The 19,654-nt window shown below is 46.3% G+C and carries 21 protein-coding genes and 1 tRNA gene; 13 read left to right on the forward strand and 9 right to left on the reverse strand.

Going from position 1 to position 19,654, the window contains the following annotated elements; genetic code table 11:
• Positions 1-87 precede the first annotated feature (87 nt).
• From gpmI to ACHKAR_RS10915, 3 genes are read left to right on the forward strand one after another with little or no spacing between them, the layout of a single operon-like run.
• On the forward strand, positions 88-1,608 hold the full coding sequence (gene gpmI, locus ACHKAR_RS10905) for a 2,3-bisphosphoglycerate-independent phosphoglycerate mutase (protein WP_395417451.1): 1,521 nt from the start codon (positions 88-90) through the stop codon (positions 1,606-1,608).
• A 1-nt stretch (position 1,609) separates the two neighbouring features.
• Positions 1,610-2,161: a hypothetical protein gene (locus tag ACHKAR_RS10910; protein WP_159582602.1), complete on the forward strand. Its 552-nt coding sequence runs from the start codon at positions 1,610-1,612 to the stop codon at positions 2,159-2,161.
• Positions 2,158-3,930, forward strand: coding sequence for an ABC transporter ATP-binding protein (locus tag ACHKAR_RS10915; RefSeq protein ID WP_395417452.1), 1,773 nt, complete (start codon positions 2,158-2,160; stop codon positions 3,928-3,930). Before ACHKAR_RS10910 ends, ACHKAR_RS10915 begins: the two co-directional genes overlap by 4 nt.
• Here ACHKAR_RS10915 and corA read toward each other — a convergent pair.
• Positions 3,927-5,042, reverse strand: coding sequence for a magnesium/cobalt transporter CorA (gene corA / locus ACHKAR_RS10920; protein ID WP_395417453.1), 1,116 nt, complete (start codon positions 5,040-5,042; stop codon positions 3,927-3,929). The genes ACHKAR_RS10915 and corA overlap by 4 nt on opposite strands.
• Before the next feature lie 376 nt (positions 5,043-5,418).
• On the opposite strand from corA, the gene ACHKAR_RS10925 reads away from it, so the two are divergent.
• Positions 5,419-6,423, forward strand: coding sequence for a TerC/Alx family metal homeostasis membrane protein (locus ACHKAR_RS10925; RefSeq protein WP_159582605.1), 1,005 nt, complete (start codon positions 5,419-5,421; stop codon positions 6,421-6,423).
• 8 nt (positions 6,424-6,431) lie between these two features.
• Here ACHKAR_RS10925 and purE read toward each other — a convergent pair whose 3' ends face one another.
• Together purE and ACHKAR_RS10935 are read right to left on the reverse strand one after the other, a co-directional pair.
• Positions 6,432-6,953 (reverse strand): 5-(carboxyamino)imidazole ribonucleotide mutase, encoded by a 522-nt coding sequence (gene purE / locus ACHKAR_RS10930; protein WP_395417454.1) that lies wholly within the window; start codon positions 6,951-6,953, stop codon positions 6,432-6,434.
• Positions 6,950-8,089, reverse strand: coding sequence for a 5-(carboxyamino)imidazole ribonucleotide synthase (locus ACHKAR_RS10935; protein WP_395417455.1), 1,140 nt, complete (start codon positions 8,087-8,089; stop codon positions 6,950-6,952). Before ACHKAR_RS10935 ends, purE begins: the two co-directional genes overlap by 4 nt.
• Positions 8,090-8,169: 80 nt before the next feature.
• Here ACHKAR_RS10935 and ACHKAR_RS10940 point away from each other — a divergent pair, with 80 nt between their 5' ends.
• From ACHKAR_RS10940 to ACHKAR_RS10960, 5 genes are all read left to right on the forward strand, one after another.
• On the forward strand, positions 8,170-8,322 hold the full coding sequence (locus tag ACHKAR_RS10940) for a hypothetical protein (protein ID WP_159582608.1): 153 nt from the start codon (positions 8,170-8,172) through the stop codon (positions 8,320-8,322).
• A 281-nt stretch (positions 8,323-8,603) separates the two neighbouring features.
• Entirely contained in the window at positions 8,604-8,951 is a 348-nt protein-coding gene (locus tag ACHKAR_RS10945; RefSeq protein ID WP_395417456.1) for a hypothetical protein, read from the forward strand.
• Positions 8,952-8,982: 31 nt separating this feature from the next.
• On the forward strand, positions 8,983-9,474 hold the full coding sequence (locus tag ACHKAR_RS10950; RefSeq protein WP_159582610.1) for an RNA polymerase sigma factor: 492 nt from the start codon (positions 8,983-8,985) through the stop codon (positions 9,472-9,474).
• Positions 9,458-10,093, forward strand: a complete 636-nt coding sequence (locus ACHKAR_RS10955) for a hypothetical protein (protein ID WP_159582611.1) — start codon at positions 9,458-9,460, stop codon at positions 10,091-10,093. The genes ACHKAR_RS10950 and ACHKAR_RS10955 overlap by 17 nt, the downstream gene beginning before the upstream one ends.
• Positions 10,094-10,238: 145 nt before the next feature.
• On the forward strand, positions 10,239-10,649 hold the full coding sequence (locus tag ACHKAR_RS10960; RefSeq protein ID WP_395417457.1) for a DUF6326 family protein: 411 nt from the start codon (positions 10,239-10,241) through the stop codon (positions 10,647-10,649).
• Positions 10,650-10,702: 53 nt separating this feature from the next.
• On the opposite strand, the gene ACHKAR_RS10965 is transcribed toward ACHKAR_RS10960, so the two are convergent.
• Genes ACHKAR_RS10965 through ACHKAR_RS10975 form a run of 3 tightly spaced genes read right to left on the reverse strand, consistent with a single transcriptional unit; the run spans position 10,703 to position 14,814 of the window.
• Positions 10,703-13,120: a bifunctional UDP-N-acetylmuramoyl-tripeptide:D-alanyl-D-alanine ligase/alanine racemase gene (locus ACHKAR_RS10965; protein ID WP_395417458.1), complete on the reverse strand. Its 2,418-nt coding sequence runs from the start codon at positions 13,118-13,120 to the stop codon at positions 10,703-10,705.
• A gap of 3 nt (positions 13,121-13,123) precedes the next feature.
• Positions 13,124-13,975, reverse strand: coding sequence for a GNAT family N-acetyltransferase (locus tag ACHKAR_RS10970; protein WP_395417459.1), 852 nt, complete (start codon positions 13,973-13,975; stop codon positions 13,124-13,126).
• A 5-nt stretch (positions 13,976-13,980) separates the two neighbouring features.
• Positions 13,981-14,814, reverse strand: a complete 834-nt coding sequence (locus ACHKAR_RS10975) for a universal stress protein (RefSeq protein WP_159582615.1) — start codon at positions 14,812-14,814, stop codon at positions 13,981-13,983.
• A gap of 190 nt (positions 14,815-15,004) precedes the next feature.
• On the opposite strand from ACHKAR_RS10975, the gene ACHKAR_RS10980 reads away from it, so the two are divergent.
• Both ACHKAR_RS10980 and ACHKAR_RS10985 read left to right on the forward strand, forming a co-directional pair.
• A complete protein-coding gene (locus ACHKAR_RS10980) occupies positions 15,005-15,466 on the forward strand; it encodes a MaoC family dehydratase (protein ID WP_159582616.1) in 462 nt (153 codons plus the stop codon).
• Between the two features lie 76 nt (positions 15,467-15,542).
• Positions 15,543-16,049, forward strand: a complete 507-nt coding sequence (locus ACHKAR_RS10985; RefSeq protein WP_159582617.1) for a YciE/YciF ferroxidase family protein — start codon at positions 15,543-15,545, stop codon at positions 16,047-16,049.
• A gap of 10 nt (positions 16,050-16,059) precedes the next feature.
• Here ACHKAR_RS10985 and ACHKAR_RS10990 read toward each other — a convergent pair.
• Positions 16,060-16,134: transfer RNA gene (locus tag ACHKAR_RS10990), tRNA-Val, on the reverse strand.
• Between the two features lie 81 nt (positions 16,135-16,215).
• Entirely contained in the window at positions 16,216-16,581 is a 366-nt protein-coding gene (locus ACHKAR_RS10995; RefSeq protein ID WP_395417460.1) for a DUF1573 domain-containing protein, read from the reverse strand.
• Between the two features lie 131 nt (positions 16,582-16,712).
• Between ACHKAR_RS10995 and ACHKAR_RS11000 the strand changes: the two genes are divergently transcribed.
• Positions 16,713-17,957 carry a sensor histidine kinase gene (locus tag ACHKAR_RS11000; RefSeq protein WP_395417461.1) on the forward strand — a complete coding sequence of 415 codons (1,245 nt, stop codon included), beginning with the start codon at positions 16,713-16,715 and terminating at the stop codon, positions 17,955-17,957.
• On the forward strand, positions 17,954-18,652 hold the full coding sequence (locus ACHKAR_RS11005; RefSeq protein WP_395417462.1) for a response regulator transcription factor: 699 nt from the start codon (positions 17,954-17,956) through the stop codon (positions 18,650-18,652). Before ACHKAR_RS11000 ends, ACHKAR_RS11005 begins: the two co-directional genes overlap by 4 nt.
• Here the strand turns inward: ACHKAR_RS11005 and ACHKAR_RS11010 are convergent.
• Positions 18,626-19,558, reverse strand: coding sequence for a T9SS type A sorting domain-containing protein (locus ACHKAR_RS11010; RefSeq protein WP_395417463.1), 933 nt, complete (start codon positions 19,556-19,558; stop codon positions 18,626-18,628). The genes ACHKAR_RS11005 and ACHKAR_RS11010 overlap by 27 nt on opposite strands.
• Positions 19,559-19,654: the final 96 nt, after the last annotated feature.

Consider the following 19,654-nt stretch of genomic DNA (forward strand, 5'->3'; position numbering starts at 1 on the left):
ATCGAAAATTATGCCACAATTAATTAATCCGTCAGGATTAGGCCAAATTGGTAGATTCCCTTGGCTTGTGGATATTATATTTGTGCCATGAATAAAAAAGTAATCCTGATTATACTAGACGGCTGGGGAATCGCTACAGATAAGAGTGTTTCGGCTGTTGACAAAGCCAAGACTCCTTTTATGGATAGTCTATATGGAAAATACGCAAACAGCACGCTGGAGGCTTCAGGCCTGGCTGTAGGTTTGCCAGAGGGGCAAATGGGTAACTCCGAAGTGGGACATATGAACATTGGTGCTGGTAGGGTGGTCTATCAGGACCTGGTGAAAATCAATAAAGCTGCCGAAGAAGGTACACTGGCCAAAGAGAAAGAGTTGGTGGCGGCTTTTGATTATGCTAAGAAAGAAGGAAAGAAAATACATTTTATAGGGTTGGTGTCTGACGGTGGAGTGCACTCGCACATCAACCACCTCAAAGGGCTCCTGACGGCAGCGGATGCCAATGGTTGCAAGGACGTATTGGTACATGCCTTTACGGATGGCCGGGACTGTGACCCCAAAAGTGGAAAAGGCTTCATGCAAGAGGTGCAAGAGCATATGGCCAAAACTACTGGAAAGATCGCTTCCATCACTGGACGTTATTTTGCCATGGACCGTGACAAGAGATGGGAACGGGTGAAGCTGGCGTATGATGCCATGGTGAATGCCAAAGGGGAAGTGGAGACGGAAGATGTACTGTCGGCCATTCAGGCGTCATATGATGCGGGAGTGACGGATGAGTTTATCAAGCCGATTATTCATACAGAAAACGGTGCGCCTGTTGGACACATAGCGGATGGCGATGTGGTCATGTGCTTTAATTTCCGAACTGACAGAGGACGTGAGATTACCGAGGTATTGACTCAGAATGACCTGCCGGATCATGGCATGAAAACGCTGGACCTCTACTACCTCACCATGACAAACTATGACGATACTTTCAAAGGTGTCAAGGTGGTTTTTGATAAAGACAACCTGAAGCAGACGCTGGGCGAAGTGCTGGAAGCGCATGGAAAAAAGCAGATTCGAATTGCTGAAACAGAAAAATACCCGCACGTGACCTTCTTCTTTTCTGGAGGACGGGAAAAGGAATTTGTAGGCGAGACCAGACTGCTCTGTCCATCCCCTAAGGTGGCCACGTACGATCTGCAGCCTGAAATGAGCGCCAATGACATCAAGGATAAAATCATTGTTGAGCTGAAGAAGGAGGAGGTAGATTTCGTTTGTTTGAACTTTGCCAACCCTGATATGGTAGGACACACGGGCGTTTTTGAGGCGGCTGTGAAAGCCTGCGAAACGGTGGACGCCTGTGCCAGTGAAGTAGTGGACGTGGCGCTTGAGCACGGGTATTCCAGTATCATTATCGCGGATCATGGCAATTCGGACATGATGATCAACCCGGACGGATCACCCAACACGGCACATACTACCAATCTGGTGCCTTTTATTTTGGTAGACAATGACTTCAAAGGCACCTTGAAGCCGGGCAAGCTGGGAGATCTGGCACCCACCATTCTGAAGTTGATGGGTGTGCCAAAACCTGCTGAAATGACCGGTGAGGAATTACTTTGATATGAGAAACTTCCTCCTTCCGGTACTAGTATTCATCCTGGCATTGGGCTGTGGTGAAAATCGCCAGTCTACGGTGACACTAAAGGTTTATTTTGATCTGGACTCCCTATTGGATCGGCAGGTGGCGCTGCTTTCTGAAAAAAAGGTGTTACTCAGCAAGGAAGTAGCCATGGATGATCAGAAGGAAACTCTGGAACTACAGCCTGGCAGTGCCGAGTGGGAGTCGGAGTTTGTGATCATCAGAGATTTCAATTTGAATAAATCATATTACGTGGGTGCCTATGGTACAGCTGCGAATGCTGACTATATTCAATACAAGCTGGAGGACGACATAGATGCCCCGGTGAAAGTCTTTGAGGTGTTCAAGGCCAACGGGCAGGTAGAGCGGATTGTGAGCAACTACTATGAAGACAAATCCATCTATCAGCACAGGAGAAACCTCGAGCTTACATTTGAAAACGGACAACTGAGCGCCTATCAGATCAGAGGGTTTCAAAAAATGATTCTCAAAGACACTATCCAGTATACCATCTCAGGAAAAATAACCGAATGAGCAAGGAAGAGAGGAAAAAGCTAAACCGCGAGGGCCTGAAAAACCTAAGCGGAATATTTAGCTACATGTGGCCCTTCAAGGTGCCATTTATTACGGGGCTGGTGCTGCTGGTGATTTCCAGTAGTCTTTTCATGGTATTTCCATTTGTGGCCGGGAAGCTCATTGATATTGCGTCCGGGAAGCAGGAGTGGTTTATTCAGAATATTGGTACCGCAGCTTTGCTGTTGTTGGGGGTATTGCTCTTTCAAAGCATTGTTTCCTTTTTCCGGGTTTTCCTGTTTGCCATCGTGACGGAAAATGCCATGGCCAACATTCGCACGGACTTGTATCAGCGGATGATGACCCTTCCCATGGCTTTTTTTGATCAGAACCGGGCAGGAGAGTTGGTGAGTAGGATTTCCAATGATGTGTCATTGTTACAAAATACTTTCTCGGTCACCCTGGCCGAACTCATCAGGCAGACCATTATTTTGATTGCCGGAATCGGACTGATTTTTTACACCACTCCAGCGCTCAGTATTTTTATGCTGGCTACTTTCCCAGTCATCGTGGTGCTGGCTTTTGTATTTGGAAAATTCATCCGAAAACTTTCTAAAAAAACACAGGATCAGCTGGCAGAAGCCAATGTGATCGTGGATGAAACCATCCAAAGTATCAGTTCGGTGAAATCATTTACTTCAGAGCTTTTTGAAATACTGAGATACCGAAAATCTATGGGTGGGGTAGTAAAAACTGCCTTGCGGGTAGCCAGGTACAGAGCTGCGTTTATCTCCTTTATCATATTTATGATCTTCGGGGGCATCGTGGCGGTGATGTGGTATGGTGCCACCTTGGTACAATCCGGCGATATGTCAGTGGGTGATTTGCTTTCTTTTGTGCTCTACACCACATTCATAGGTGCTTCCATTGCCGGGATTGGGGATTTGTTTGGCCAGGTGCAGAAGGCCGTGGGTGCTTCAGAGCGTATTTTGGAAATACAAAATGAAGATCCGGAGCAGGACTTATCCCAGCCGAAAAGCGAAGTGGATTTGCATGGAGATATCCAATTTAGCGAAGTGGCTTTCAGCTACCCTACTCGCCATGAGCTACCGGTGCTCAAGGGAATCAACCTGAAGATCAAAGCAGGGGAGAAAATTGCCCTGGTAGGGCACAGCGGAGCGGGTAAGTCCACCATGGTGCAGCTACTCATGCGTTTTTACGGGGTTTCTGCGGGAGCCATTTCTATAGCAGGTAAAAATATCAACGAAATAGATTTAACTGCTCTGCGGGCACACATAGGGATCGTACCTCAGGAGGTGATTCTTTTTGGGGGCACCATAGGGGAGAATATCCGATATGGTAAACCTGAGGCCACCCATCAGGAAATCACCGAGGCTGCTCGTCAGGCGAATGCCCTGGAGTTTACCCAGTCTTTTCCGGAGGGTTTTGATACCCTGGTAGGAGAGCGTGGTGTCAAGCTGTCTGGTGGGCAGCGCCAGCGGATTGCCATAGCCCGGGCCGTACTGAAAAACCCTTCGATCCTTGTATTGGATGAGGCAACCAGTTCGTTGGACTCTGAGTCTGAGCATCTGGTGCAGCAGGCCCTTGATACCCTGATGAAGGACCGAACCACCATCATCATTGCGCACCGACTGGCCACCATTCGTGAAGTAGATAAGATCTATGTTTTAGAAAATGGGCAGGTCATCGAATCAGGTACACATGCGGAGCTGCTCACCGAAAAGGGAGCCTACAAGAATTTTATAGACCTTCAACTCCTTCAAAACTAGAGCCAGCGCCTGCTCTTCATGTAGACGATCATCACAAGCGTGACCACACCTATCAGGCTATAGAAGCCCACAGGGTAGCTGATGGCCCAGCCCAGCTCTGGCATGTGCTCAAAGTTCATCCCGTATATCCCTGCGATGAAGGTGAGCGGAATAAAAATGGTGGCAATGATGGTCAGTACCTTCATTACCTCGTTCATTTTGATGCTGAGCTGAGAAAGATAAAGGTCCATTACACTGGTGAGGATTTCACGATAGGTGTCCAGGTTTTCTACCACCTGCACGGCATGGTCATAAGTATCACGGATGAACATCAACGTGTTGTCTGAGAAGTAGGAAGAGCTCCTGCTGGATAATGCATGCACCACATCGCGCACCGGATACATAAACCTGCGGAGTTGGATGAGGTCTTTTCTGAGCAGCTGAATATCCTTTAGTTGAATGCGCTGAGGTCTACGCACCACGAAATTTTCCAATACCTCTATTCTGGCCCAAACCTGATCCAGGGTTTCATAGTAGTAGTCAATGATGATGTCCAACAGCATATAGGCCAGGTAATCAGCTCCACGCTTTCTGGCGCGGCCCTTTCCGTTTTTAAGCCTGCTTCGGATGTCATTGAATACATCACCGGGTTTTTCCTGGAAGCAGATTACAAAATTTTCGTGGATGACCAGACTCACCTGCTCAATGTCAATCTTATTGAGGTTATCCAGGTGGTTGATCATTTTCAGAGAGATGTAAAGGTGTTCGTCAAACTCCTCCACTTTGGGTCGCTGGTTAGTGTCCAGGATGTCTTCGAGGGTTAATGGGTGCAGTCCCATCATTTCTCCAATTTTGGAAATAATGTCTACATCGTGCAGGCCCTGTATGTTGATCCAGGTGACGGAGTTGGGCTTGTTGTACTGCTGGAGGTCGTTGACGTCCTCTATGTCTACTTCATCAATCCGCTCATCGGTGTAGTCGATCACGTGGATATTCACATGATCGGTGTGTACCTTTCCTGTGTAAATGAGACTACCTGGAGCCAGTCCTGTTTTGGGTCTTTTTCGGCTGAAAGAGATAGGGCTGTATTTGATAGGGTTTAATTTCTTCAGGTCGTTGAAAGGGTTGTTCATGCAAAAACTTCTTCGGTCTCAGGAATACTTTTTTTAGGTAGGTCATCAGGCAGACAGATTCCCGGAGGCAAATCTATATCAGGCGGGAGACTTACTGGCAGGCCACCCTCATCGTCTCCATCCGAATCGTTGTTTTTGTTGTGATTGTTTTTCCAAAAAATGAAAACCAGCAATACACAATATAGAAGTATACAAAGGACAATGTCTATTATCATACCTACAGAGGCTTCATTGAACGAGTATTTTATATAAGTTAACTAAAAAACGAGGACAACGATACTTTGTTAACGAGATTGTGCCTTATTGCGCAATATTTACTTACTTTGTGAAACCAAAATCCAGCTTTGGGGCGCCCTAAAATATTATATCGTGACTTATGCTGTTAACCTTATTTTCTGGTGAAAATGAAGGCCTGCTCTTTGGAGTGTTTGGCGTCATAATCATCTTGTTCCTCTTGGTGGATTTGGGATTTTTCCACAAGGCACATCAAAAAGTAACACAACGTGAAGCCCTGCTACAGAGTTTATTCTGGGTGGCCGTTTCGGTGTGTTATGGCATGGTGATCTACTTCTACGGTGAAGGCCCTACAGCCTCGTTTGAGTTTTTCTCGGCGTACGTTACCGAAAAAGCCCTTTCTATTGACAATATCTTCGTGATATTGCTCATTCTCCGGTATTTCAATGTAAAGGAAGAATATTATCACAATATCCTTTTTTGGGGGATACTGGGAGCCATTGTATTTCGGGCGATTTTCATATTCGTGGGGGCATTCCTCATCGCACAGTTCCACTGGATACTTTACATCTTTGGAGCATTCCTGATCTACTCAGGGGTGAAGATCTTCAGCGAAGAAGGGGATATGGAAATAGAACCTGAGAAAAACCCCGTAATGAAATGGGCCAAGAAAATATTTCCATTCACTACCAACACTGCGGATGGAAAGTTCTGGGTCAAAGAAAATGGGAAAAGGCTTTTCACACCATTGTTTTTGGTGATCATCCTTATTGAGTCTACGGATTTGATTTTCGCGGTGGACTCTATACCTGCGGCATTTGCGATTTCGCAAAATGAATTTGTGATCTATACTTCCAACATCTTTGCAGTAATGGGGCTGAGGGCGATGTTTTTCCTTCTGGCCAACGTACTGGACAAGTTCTATCTACTTCAAAAAGGCCTCTCGGTCGTTTTGATCTTCATAGGAGCCAAAATGATGCTGGAGATGGAGATTTTGCAAGATGCCCTGGGTACGATTTTCGGGGTGGAGCATATCACCATTCCTATCTTCCTGTCCTTTGGAGTAATTATCTTCTTACTGTTTGCTTCCATCGTACTGTCCCTGATCTTCCCTAAGAAGCCGGAGTTGGTAGAGAGCGAGCACTAAGCAGGCCTTTAGAATCCGATCTTATTTGATTTCCAGCCTCTGGTTTCCAGGGTCTGGGCAGATTCGAGCACTTTCTCTTTGAGTGAGCGCTTGTAGTCTGCGAGTTTTTTAGATACCTCGGGGACAAAAGCTCCAATGATTTCTGCGGCCAGGATACCAGCGTTTTTGGCGCCATCCAGTGCTACGGTGGCTACCGGAATGCCGCCAGGCATTTGCAGGATGGAGAGTACCGAGTCCCAGCCATCTATGGAATTCCTGGATTTTACCGGTACACCTATTACCGGCAGGGTGGTAAGCGATGCCACCATGCCAGGCAGATGTGCGGCGCCTCCGGCGCCAGCCACGATCACTTTCAGTCCACGGGCGGCGGCATTTTCGGCATACTCCAGCATGCGGTGTGGCGTACGATGTGCCGAGACAATGGTCACTTCTACCTCGATACCCAGTTCTTCCAATATTTCTGCGGCCTCAGACATGACCGGAAGGTCTGACTGACTGCCCATGATGATGCCTACCTGTGGATTGCTCATGCTTTTACTTTTAAAATTTCTTTTACCTGAAGGACTTTCTCCTTTAAAGTTATGGTGTTTTCGTCTGTGATGGTAATGTGTCCCATTTTGCGGAAGGGCTTGGTGATCTTTTTTCCGTACAGGTGCAGGTGCACACCCGGCAGAGCCATCAGTTCATGCAAACCCTCGTAGCGTGCAGCACCGGTGTAGTCATTTTCACCCAGTACATTCACCATGGCCGCAGGTTTGATCAGGTCTGTGGCACCCAGGGGGAGGTCCAGAATAGCTCTGAGGTGTTGCTCAAACTGTGAGGTGATGTTCGCTTCAATGGTATGGTGCCCGCTGTTGTGCGTACGTGGAGCGATCTCATTCACCAGGAGCTGATCGTCTTGGGTGAGAAACATCTCCACCGCTAGCAGCCCTACCATGTCTAGTTTGGTGATCACGTCTTCGGCCAGCTGCTGAGCTTCTGCTTCTATGGCTGCGGACACTTCTGCCGGGGCGAATAAGAACTCCACCAGGTTGGCTTGTGGGTGAAAAACCAACTCCACCAAAGGAAAGCACTTTACCTCACCTGACGCACTGCGGGCCACGATCACACTCAGCTCCTTTTTGAAGTCAATAAGCTTCTCCAGTAGTGAGGGCACTTCGAAAGCTTTGTCAAGGTCCTTTTCGCTTCGGAGTACTTGTACCCCACGGCCGTCATAACCGCCTTTGCCCAGTTTATTCACTGCCGGAAGGAAGTCTCTGTGCTGAGCCACATCTGCTTTGTTTTCTGTCAGGATGAAATCTGCCGTGGGAATCCTGTTGGCTTTATAAAAGGTTTTTTGTTTGCGCTTGTCCTGAATCAGTTCGATGATTTCGGGCTGAGGAAAAACTTTTTTGCCCTGAGCTTGCAGCGCCTTGAGAGCGTCTGTATTCACGGCCTCTATTTCGATGGTGATGAGGTCCATTTGTTTCCCAAACGCCATCACGGCATCATAATCCTGCAGGTCACCCTGCACGAAGCTATGGGCGATTTTGGCACAAGGAGCGCTGGGGTCAGGGTCGATCATATGGATCTCCAGGTTGAAATCTGTGGCTGACTGGAGCATCATTCGGCCCAGCTGGCCGCCACCCAAAACACCGATTCTGAGGTCTGTTATGTCTCGCTTCATGCCGCAAAGATGTGAAGATTTTGCTTTAAATTCCGTGAAGGAGGAAACCGGATCATACAATGGTGGGTTTTAAAAAGCATATGGATAAGGAAAAGGAAGAGAAAGCTAAAAAACGACTTGAGGAGCTGAAGAAGAAGGCTCAGCAGGAAGAGGAAAATTCGGAGCACAAGGAGGTGGACAAAGAGGAGGTACCTCGCGAAGCTTTCAGAAAGAATCTTGGCTGTGGGGGGTGAGCTTACCTAGCTGCTCCTCAAGTATAATCCTTGGACATGACTCTGGTCCTTGAATTCATTATAGCTTACTCCTATATCCTGTTAGTAGGCCCTCTAGAGTGTATGAATTAAAAAAATATTCCAACAGGGTGTAATAATCTTAGACTTCAGCCACTAAACAAGAAAAGATTAAAATTATGCTGTTAAAGGACGCACTTAACCATTTCAGAAATCTGGAATCTGAAGCGACGAAAAAATCTGAAGTCAGGATTTACCAGAAGTTCATCCAAGTTTTAACCCGTTTGAAAGACAGAGACATGTCAGATGACGAAGTTCAATCCATCGAGGAGGCGCTTGATGCCTTTGACCTGAACTCAACCACCACGCACTCTAATAGACATTGGAATAAAGTATTCAGGCAGTTTGAGCAATTTTTGAAAGATACTTTTTCGCTGACAACCAAAGGATACTACACTCGTCTGGGCATGGGGTTAGGAGCATCATTTGGAATTGTCTTTGGAGTAGTCTTTTTTTCGGATTTAGAGCGATCTCTGGGGATTTCATCCGGTATTTCCATAGGGATGGTAATCGGCCTGATCATAGGGCGTACCCTGGATTCCCGAGCGATGGCTTCAGGTAGGGTGATTTAATACATCGTACATTAGCCACCAAATCAGCAGAGTGAGCAACGACTTTTACACCTCATCGATTTTGCCTTATGCCGCCATGATCATCAAGATCTGCCGGGCCTATACCAATACACAAGAAGATTTCGAAGATTACTACCAGGAGGTGTGCCTGCAAATCTGGAAAAGCAGAAACAACTTTCGTGGGCAATCCGAATGGTCTACATGGGTCTATAGACTATCGCTGAATGTAAGTATGACATTGCTGAAGAAGCAGAAAAACAATCGTCAACATTTAGATTCAGGCTATTTGCCATCAGAAGTATCCGATGAACCCCGGGCTTTTACAGAGGATGCTCTGGAACAGCTATATAGTGCCATCCGGCAGCTATCTGAAGTGGACAGGGGGGTGATCTTGCTCTATCTGGAGGAAAAGTCCTATCAGGAAATCGCAGAGATCATTGGTACCAACCCCAATAACATTGGGGTTCGCGTTAAACGAATCAAAGAACGGCTAAAAAAATTATTAGATGGAAAGATCAATTGAAGCCATGTGGAAAGAAGGTTTTTTACAAAACGGAGCATTAATAGCCCCCAGAGTGAATGACATCTACAATAGGAAGTCAATGCACATTATCGAAAAATTCGAAAGGATGTTCCTGATGAACATTTGGGGAATCATTATAGGCTCTTTATTGCTGCTGATCGGTTCCTATTTTGTAGGAGCCTTGCTGGCTGGCAGTCTGGTGTTTATCATGATGTCATACGTGGCCTATACAGCCTATCACGAGCTGAAGGCCTTAGAAAGGATAGATAAGGGGCAAAGCAGTTACGCTTTTTTGAAATCCTTTAAAAATTGGATTTCGAACAACATCGAACGCTATGGAAAAATGTACAAAGTAGTATACCCCCTCTTCATCCTTGCTTTCTACTTTGGGATTTGGTTCTCTGATGTATTTGCCGACAAGCGGCAAATGGTTGCAGAAAACTCAAACAATGTTTTCTTTGGCCTTCATACCTATACCACTATTGTCGTTATCATTATGGCCCTCTTGATGAGCCTTTTTAGTAAGCAGATTCATAGGAGAGATGTAAAAATTGTTTACGGACGAATTATAAAGAAACTGGATTTAGCACTTGCAGAAATGGAAGAATTGAGGGATTGAATTGCAATCGTGCGGTGGGGGTTGTTTCGATGAGAGAGGATTCTGAGTTTTGATTGTTGCATTCTATTAGCACTTCACTACTTTACCCTAAGCAACCCTTTTCCGAATTTCAACATCTACATGAAGGAATTCATACTAAAATAGAATGTTAGACAACCCAAGAGTAAACATCAAAATAAAACTTTCAGCACTGTGGACCTCAGTAGTGTTTTGCTACTTATATGGTGACTATTTTGAACTATATGTGCCAGAAAAAGTGGATAGCCTCATAACTGGAGTCAACGTATTAGATAGCCCGTCCAAATTGTTAATTGCCTCAATCATCCTGGCAATTCCTTCTCTTATGGTTGCATTGTCTATTCTACTCAACCCGAGAGTGAATAGGTTTCTGAATGTTTTTTTCGGAATCTTATTTACACTCATGATGCTATTAATAGGAGCTAATTCATTAACCCCGTGGTACAGCTTTTACGCCTTTCTTGCCTTTTTGGAAAGTTTAATCACCATTTTAATTGTTTGGTTAGCCTGGAAATGGCCAAGGGAGGCAGTAGACTGAATTGGAAAATGATTCTCCAATAAAGCCTGGCACTTAGGCCTTAAAAACCTCACTCACTCACTCACGAACACCCTTTTCACCCGCTGACTGACATTGGTCAAGATTTCATAGGGGATGGTCTGTGCCCATTGGGCCAGTTCCCGGATGTTAGGTTGCGCTCCAAAGATGATCACCTCATCGCCCTCCCTGGCGTCCAGACCGGTCACATCTATCATGGTCATGTCCATGCAGATATTGCCAATAGTCGGCGCTTTTTGCCCGTTTACCATCACGTAGGCATTGCCATTGCCGAATAACCGACTGTAACCATCCGCATAGCCGATGGCTATGATAGCGATGCTTCCCTCGCGATCGGCTCTGCCCATTCGGGAATAGCCGATGCTATCACCTTCTTTGACGGGCTTGATCTGCGAGATTTTGGTTTTAAGTGTACTGATTGACTTTAACTGATTGGTAGTGCCTGAGCTGTCAAACCCATAAAGGCCGATGCCCAGCCGGACCATGTCAAACTGAAATGCAGGCCAGCGCATAATGCCCGCGGAGTTGAGGGCATGTTTGATAGGGGAGTAGCCCAGGGCCTCAGCCAGTTTTTCATAGGCTTGATTAAACGTGGCTGCCTGTTTTCGTGTAAAATCGTCTTCATCCGCAGCATCGGAGCTGGAGAAGTGTGTGAAAATGCCCGATACTTTCAGTTGTGGATTTTGATGGAGTATGGTCATCAGGGCATCCAGATCCTCTGACCGGAAGCCCAGACGGTTCATTCCGGTTTCTATCTTCAGGTGGACGGGTGGCGGGTTGTCCGTCACCTCCAGAAAATAACGGAGCATGGAAAGGCTATAGATTTCGGGTTCCAGATGAAAAGTTTCCAGAAGGTCAAAGCTGCTCCAATCCACATTCATGATCATGATGGGAAGTGTGATGCCTTTGCGCCTTAATGTCACCGCCTCATCCAGGTAGGCCACCCCCAGATAATCCACCTTGTGATATTGTAGCAGGTGTGCGATTTCCTCCACACCCACCCCATAGGCAAAAGCTTTCACCATCACCATCAGTTTCACTTGAGGTTTCAGCTGCTGGCGGTACACTTTTAGGTTATGAGTAATGGCCTCATAGTTTACCTCCAGGATAGTGCCATGATTCTTTTCTTCCAGAAAATGAACCACCCGCTCCAGTTCAAAATCGCGGGCACCCTTCACCAGAATGGTTTCATTGGTGAAGGCAGGAGCACTCCTGAGAAAATCATGGGTACTGAGGTACCCCTCGAACGGCATGGAGAAGGCCGCCTGGTTTTGCACTATGTCTGGGCCTATGCCTATCAGGTGATCGATGCTGTGCTTTTCCAAAAGGGCATTGATGCCACTATAGAGCACCTTGGGGTCTTTGCCAGACTGCAGCATGTCCGAAAGGATGACAGTTTTACGTTGCTTCTGAGGTTGCTGGCGGAGGTAGTCCAGTGCGATACTCAGGCCCATAAAATCATTGTTGTAACTGTCGTCCAGTATGTGAGTGTTGTTATTGCCCCGCTTCAGCTCCAGTCGCATAGGCACGGGCTTCAGCTTGTTGACCGCTTGTTGAATGTGAGTGTTGGATTCGCCAAGGACCAATGCCGCAGTGATGGTATGGAAAATGTTTTCCAGATCGAATGGGTTGCTAAAAGGGATGCTGAAAGTCGACTGCTGTCCCTGGTAATGGAAATTGAAATACGATCCCGAGGGAACGATGTTGATACTGGCTTCGGGCTGGCTGATTCCCCAGGTGATCAGCGTCGCTTTCAGATTTCCAAGCTGCCTTACGATGGAGGTATGGTCCAGCCGGCAGATAAGTTTTTCACAGTGGGCAAAAAGCAAAGCCTTCTCTGCAATTTTGGCTTCCGGGCTTTCAAACCCGGAGGCATGGGCATTCCCGATGTTGGTGAAAATCCCCAGCGTGGGTTGAATGATTCTTTCCAGGGCTTCCATTTCTCCTGTCCTGGATACTCCGGCTTCAAATACCGCTACCTGGTGGGTCTTTTCCAGGTTCCATACGGACATGGGTACTCCAAGCTGTGAATTGTAGCTTTTTGGGCTTTTGACCACATTCCACTGTTGTTCCAGTATGGTTGCGAGCCATTCTTTCACGATTGTTTTGCCATTACTCCCTGTGATCCCCACCACGGGGAGGTCAAACTGTTTCCTGTGATAGGTGGCCAGGTTTTGGAGTGCCACTAATGTGTCACTGACCAACAGAAAAGCGGCTTCCGGATAGTCCCCGGGGTTGATCCGTTTGGAGATAAGAAAGCTTCTGATGCCTAGCTGGTAGAGTGAGGGGATATAGTCATGCCCATTGTGATGGGTGCCCGGCAGTGCAATGAATAGCTCGCGGGTGCTGTTGGACGCTTTTCGTGAGTCATATACAAGTGTATCCACCTCAAAGTCGTGGGATGGGTTAATGAATTCGGCGGAGAGAATGGAAGCAACCTCACTTATCAGCATGCCCTAAATTATCAATTCCAATTCAAATTGGTTCAATTCATTGTGAAAACCCATGGCTTTCAGTGCTTCTATAGTGGGGTGTTCATCCTCAGGGATATTCATCACGGTGAGGTTTGGGTCACTGGAGAGCAGCAGCGCGTTTTTCATAAGCGCGGATGCCACACCCCGTTGGCGAAAATCTTCATGCACCGCGACCTGACTTATTCGCCCATTTTGAGGTTGAAAGATGAGATGGCCTGCCAGGGTTTCACTCACCCAGGCTTCTAGGCTGATTTCATTGGCCAGGTTATGAGGAAGCTGATTGGTACTATCGAGAAAGGAGGGCTGAAAACTAAGGTGCTCCTGATAGACAGATTTGAACTGATCAGATTTTTTCACTTTTATGTGCGGATCTGGGTCCGGAAGTTCTCCCTTCAGGCTAAAACATCTGAGAACCCGGGTGAATTGAAATCCCAATGATTCATAAAACTGTGTGGCTTTTGTGTTTTGTTCCACCACCTCCAGCAGTACTCTGGAGATGGTGCCCTGATCCCTCATGCGACCAAGAAGTATTTCATAGAGCCGTGTGGCAATCTGGCTTCTTTGATGCGAGGGAATAACCCCAGTACCCCCATTGTAGGCGGTTACTTTTCCCTGGTAGTCATTGACCGTGTGCAGCATGAAGCCTACCACCTCATCCTCATGCCAGGCCATCAGGCTTAGCTCAGGAGAAAGGTGAAGTTTATTGAAAATGCGATTTCTAAACTGCTCCAGAGGAGGCTGAAATGTCACAAAGTATTCTGAAAAGGCTCCTATAAATGTCTGATGCAGCTTGATAAAGTGGGACTCATCAAAATCCCTGAACTCATAACTCATAAAGGCTATTCGTGAAAGCTAAGCAAGGGTATGTCCGCATCAATGGCAATGTTTTTGGTCACAGAACTTCGGAAAATCCGCTCAAAGAATGACCTGTGCCGGGGGATCATGGCTAACAAATCCAGCTCATGGAATGCCGCGAATTTAACAATCCCCTCTTTGATAGAATCTGCCTGTACGGTGCGCGCAGAGCAGTTGACATCTTTAAATCGCTCGGAAATTTCACGCATCAGTTTTTGATCCATGGCGGTGAGTTTTTCCGGGTCTTCCACTATGGAGAAAATCAGTACGCTGGCATCAAAGTGACGGGCGAGTGTACCGATGAGCTTTAGTTTTTCAAAGTTTTTCACCTCTGAGAGGTCGGAGGCAAAACCAATTTTCTTCAGCTTGAACGTTTTTACATTCTCAGGGATGACAATGACCGGAACTTTGGACGATTCGATGATGTCTGTGGCCCTGGTGCCAATGAGGTGTTCTATTTTATCATGATGCGCCCTGGTACCCATTACGATCAGGTCAATGTTTTTTCGCTCAGATTCTGAATAAATGGCATCAGTGAGATAAGAAATGAAGCGATCAGCTTCGTGGGGCACGTCGTTGAGCTCTATGATCTCAGATTCCAACTCTTCAAAACTCTCTTTTACCTGATTTTCATAATCAGCCATAATAGAGTCCATCAGAGACCCTCCAATAAAATCCGGATGTGGATGATGTACATGCACCGCATTGACCATGTGTATTTTGGCCCCGAAATCTTTAGCCAGACCGATGGCAATTTTCAATGCGTTTTTGGAACATTCTGAGAAATCTATAGGGACGAGTATGTTCTTGATTTTCATAATTTTAGGGGGAAAGGTTGATGATCAATAAATCTAGTGGCTCTTGCACAATAACCCAAAATATTGGATGAGTATGTACAAGCGCTTTATGTTTATAACGTAACCGAAATTCACATGTTTTGTCTGCTTATTTTTTACATAATCCCAAGATTATTAACTTCACCCGTCGAAATCATCTACTTTTTTTAATATGGCGATAGAAATTGGAAGTTACGAGGAGTTCACAGAATACATTGGCAAGGATTTAGGCCAGTCAGAGGCGCTGGAGATCACTCAGGAGCAGATCAATAAATTTGCCGATGCTACACTAGATCATCAGTGGATCCATGTGGATGAAGAAAGAGCAAAGGCAGGTCCTTTCGGGCAGACCATTGCGCATGGTTACCTTACCCTGTCTCTGGTACCTCACATGTGGGCACAGATTCTTACGGCCAAGAATTTAAAAATGATGGTGAACTATGGCCTGAACAACCTGAAGTTTAATCAGCCGGTACCCGTAGGGAGCAAGTTGATTTTGAAAGCACATTTAGAGAGCCTGACCAACTTGCGTGGGATCACCAAAGCCGAAGTAGGAGCAAGAATGGAAATAGAAGGCAATCCAAAACCGGCCTATACAGCCACCATGATTTTGCTGTATCACTTTGAAGCTTAATCATTTCCTGAGCTAACATCCGTCATATTTTTGCCGGGCACACGGGTCTACCTTCACCTTATCAAATAAGGAAATCATGAAGAAGATACTAGACCTCAACGACCTGATGGTAGAGCAACTCCGAGAGCTTTACGATGCAGAGATACAACTTGTCCCTTTTCTGGAGAAGATGCGACTACTGGCGACCAATCATTTGCTCGTGAAGCTGATTACCAAATATCAGCGGACCACAGATGACAACCACTGGGTACTCAAGCAGGTATTCAACGACCTGTTTATGCAAAAGCGAGGTGAAAAAAATGCCGCTGTGCGTCTCATGGAGGATCAGACTCTCGAAATTTTGGAGCGATGTGCTACTCCAGAGGTGAAGGACGCGGCGATTATTATCAGCCTACAGCATATTATGCATTTCAAAATTGCTTCTTATGGAGCTGTGGCCACCTATGCCAACATCATGGGGTTATATGGAGACGCTTCCAAATTGCATATGTTGGTTGAGCTGGAAAAAAAGATAGACCGACAGTTGGCCATGCTGGCAGATGGAGAAGTGGATAGAAAGGCCTTCAATTATCAACTGAACTGAGGAGAAAAAGTGGGAAGTACTGGATTCGAACCAGCGACCCCCGCCCTGTCAAGGCGATGCTCTAAACCAACTGAGCTAACTTCCCGGGTAGAACCGTGAGGGCAAAAATAGAATAAGAACTGATATAAAAAAACCGGGTGGCTGCCCGGTTTTTAATTATTTGGCCTTACAGTACCACCTCTCCTGAAAAGTACAAATAGGTGTACGCCTCAGAGGATGAGGTTTTGATTTTGATGTTCTTCTTGAACACCCCAACCTTGGAGGACTGAAAGGAGGCTGTGATAGATGCCGTGGCCCCGGGCGCAATGGCTTCTTTTGGAAATTCCACTTTGGTGCATCCGCATGAACCCTTGGCTTCCTGTATATACACGGGACTATCAGACTCATTGGTAAACTCAAAGGCAATGGCCTGTGACGTGCCGACTTTCACGGACCCCAGATCCAGTGAAGTTGATTTCCAGGTAAGCGGACTTACTGAGGCAACCGCAGCTACTGCGATTCCCAGCAAAATGGTTAACGTAAATTTTCTCATGATTTTTACTTTTTTTGATTTGATCAAAAGTCTGTGGTCTCGGCTTAAGATGCTGTTAATGGATTCCTAATGATTGTTAATGAGTTGTTAAGGATTTCCTAAAGCCAGTTGAATCCCGTTATTTTAGGGTGATGAAGAACACCCCGATCCGATTTTTAGTGGTTTTAGGCACTCTGTCTATGGTGGCCATATTGGTGGTGCAGGTGTATTGGGTAAGTGAGGCTATTAATAAACAGGAGGAACAGTTCAACAGATCGGTACAAATGGCGCTTCGCAATGTGGTGGAGTCGCTCTGTGAGCTGAACGGCAACGATATCCCGTCTAGCGATCCCATTGATCAACTTTCCAATAACTACTTCATTGCTCGTACTAATTATAAGATTGACCTCTCTTCACTGGACTATTTGCTAAAGGCAGAGTTGCAAAAAAGAGGGATAGCCCAGGACTATGAGTATGGAGTGTACGATTGTCAGACGGATCGCATGGTGTATGGAGATTTTGTCTCCATGCTGGATCAAAACGGTAAAACCAAGCCTACTGGAAAGCTCCCGAAGCTGGTCAATGATGAATATTATTTTGGCATCTATTTTCCGGGGAAAACAGCCGGTATTGTAAGCAGCCTGGGTATTTGGCAGCTGACTTCTTTGCTTACTTTGCTGATTCTGATATTTTTCACCTACGCACTGTTTGTCATTCTAAAACAAAAGCGGTTGAGTGAAATCCAGCGTGATTTCATTAATAACATGACCCATGAGTTCAAAACCCCATTAGCTACACTTCAGGTTTCTGCCGAGGTGCTGGAAAATGAAGCGAGCGGTGAGCGGCAAAAGAAGTATGCACGCATCATGCGGTCTGAGTTGGGTAGGCTGGACAAGCATGTACATCAGCTTCTGGAAACCTCAGTTCTGGACTATGACAAGACGAAAGCGGTGGTACCCATAAGGGTGAAAGCGGTGCTGGACCGTGTGGTGGAGCCCTTTCGTGCTCTGCCAGGGATTCAATGGAATGAAAAAATCAACCTGACAGATGAATGCACGATCTCGGGGGATCCAGCCATTTTCGAGACCATTGTTTTCAATTTGCTGGACAATGCTGCTAAATATGGCGAATCCCTGATCAGGCTTACTGCCAGCAAGGAGGCTGGCCTCCTGGAGGTGAAGGTGAGCAACGATGGACGGGAAATTCCCCGAAAGGAACGAACCAAAATTTTCAGAAAGTTTTACAGAATCCATCAGGGCGACCTGCATGATGTAAAAGGTTTTGGACTGGGGCTTTATTTTGTGCGTCAGGGCGCCAGGTCCATGCATGGAAAAATTACTGTAGTCAGCAGTCTGGATCTGACCACCTTCACCCTCACCTTTCCAAAAGCATCATGAGTGAACCCAGAATATTGTTAGCCGAGGATGACCCCAATCTCTCTTTTGTGATTGAAGATCATTTAGTCACAGAGGGGTTTACCGTAGTGGCAGCAGGCAATGGTCAGGAGGCCCTCAGACATTTTCGCAATCAAGCGGTGGATCTGTGCCTGATAGATGTAATGATGCCCAAGATGGATGGGTTCTCACTGGCCAGTGAAATCAGGAAAGTGAACGATCTGGTGCCTATCTTATTTCTCACCGCCCGATCGATGGAGCAGGACCGTCTGAAGGGGTTTGAGATCGGAGGCGATGACTATATCACCAAGCCGTTCTCCATTGCTGAACTTACGCAGCGGATCAGGGTATTCCTGAGAAGATCCGTGACCACTTCTGGTGTTTCAGAAAAGAAAGGTGCCCTCGGCGCACTGCAGTTTGACGAACTCAACCTGCTGGTGATTGGTCCACAGTCCACCGCTCAACTCACCCAAATGGAGGCAGATTTACTCAAACTGCTTCTTCAGCATAGAAATCAGCTAGTGAAGCGTGAAACCATCCTGGTGGAAATATGGGGTGAGAACGATTACTTCAAAGGAAGAAGCCTGGATGTCTTTATATCCAGGCTTCGCAAATATCTGAAGGAAGATCCCGATCTGGAGATCAGAAACCACCATGGAGTGGGCTTTTCTTTAGTCGATCGCAATTTTTCGGGTTAGTCGTTTGCCATCCATGCTAATTTCCAGAAGGTAGATGCCCTCGCTTTGCTGCGAGAGGTCAATCATCTCAGAATAGCGCCCTCCGTACTTTTCAAAATACCGGTTGAATACTTCCTTGCCATTGGTGTTGTAAATTTTGATGGAAAGTTCACCGGGCTGTGGCGTATCAAATTTCAAATGAAATCTACCGTCAGGAGCGGGGTTGGGGAAATAGCGCAGGTCGTTCAGGTCCAATTGGTCACTGGTTTTCACCGCTCCTTTTTTACCGAAGGCTTCCACATCATCGCTGATCGCTACTTTCTTCAATACACGGACTTCAAAATCTCTGTGCCCGCGCCTGCTTTCAGTTCTTGCCCGATCCATCTTTTCGCGAATTTCGGATGAAAGTGAATCCGAGAAATGCCAGTCAAACTCATCGTCATCATCCCCGAAACTAAACGCCATGGAGCGATGCCCATCTTCCGACTCGAAGTGTCTGCGAATGGTCTTTTCCATACTCCTGAACTCATCTCCTAAGCGTTCCATTTCAATGTCAAAGGACATGGCGGAGTCCCCAGGCTCGAAAAAATGAAAGTTTTGGGCCATGTCCTCATCTCCAAACTTAAAGAAGAAGCGGTGGGGGTCATCACCCATTTCTTCCAGTTCAATGATTTTGGGCCCTTTGGCATCTTCAGAAAACCAAACCCGCATTTGGTCATCCTTTCCCATAAATTCCTTAAGCAGAGCATCAGCTTTCATTTCCTCCTCAGAGGCATACGTTTTTTCAAACGTCTGTGTATCACCGTCAATATCTTTGGTAATTTTCACTGTCACCTGGTCATTTTTTTCCTGTGCCGAAGAGTAGAGCCCGAGCAATACCATCAGCAGAAATCCCAGCATTGGTTTTGTAAAGATTGGTTTCATCATGGAATTCTTTGTGTGTTTGATCCTGGGCTAATGTACGATGCGGTCCAATGCGCGACTGTTAAAAGGGGGTTAATCAATGTTAAAAATAGTTAATAG

The organism is Marinoscillum luteum, assembly GCF_044005705.1.
Classification (GTDB): domain Bacteria; phylum Bacteroidota; class Bacteroidia; order Cytophagales; family Cyclobacteriaceae; genus Marinoscillum; species Marinoscillum luteum.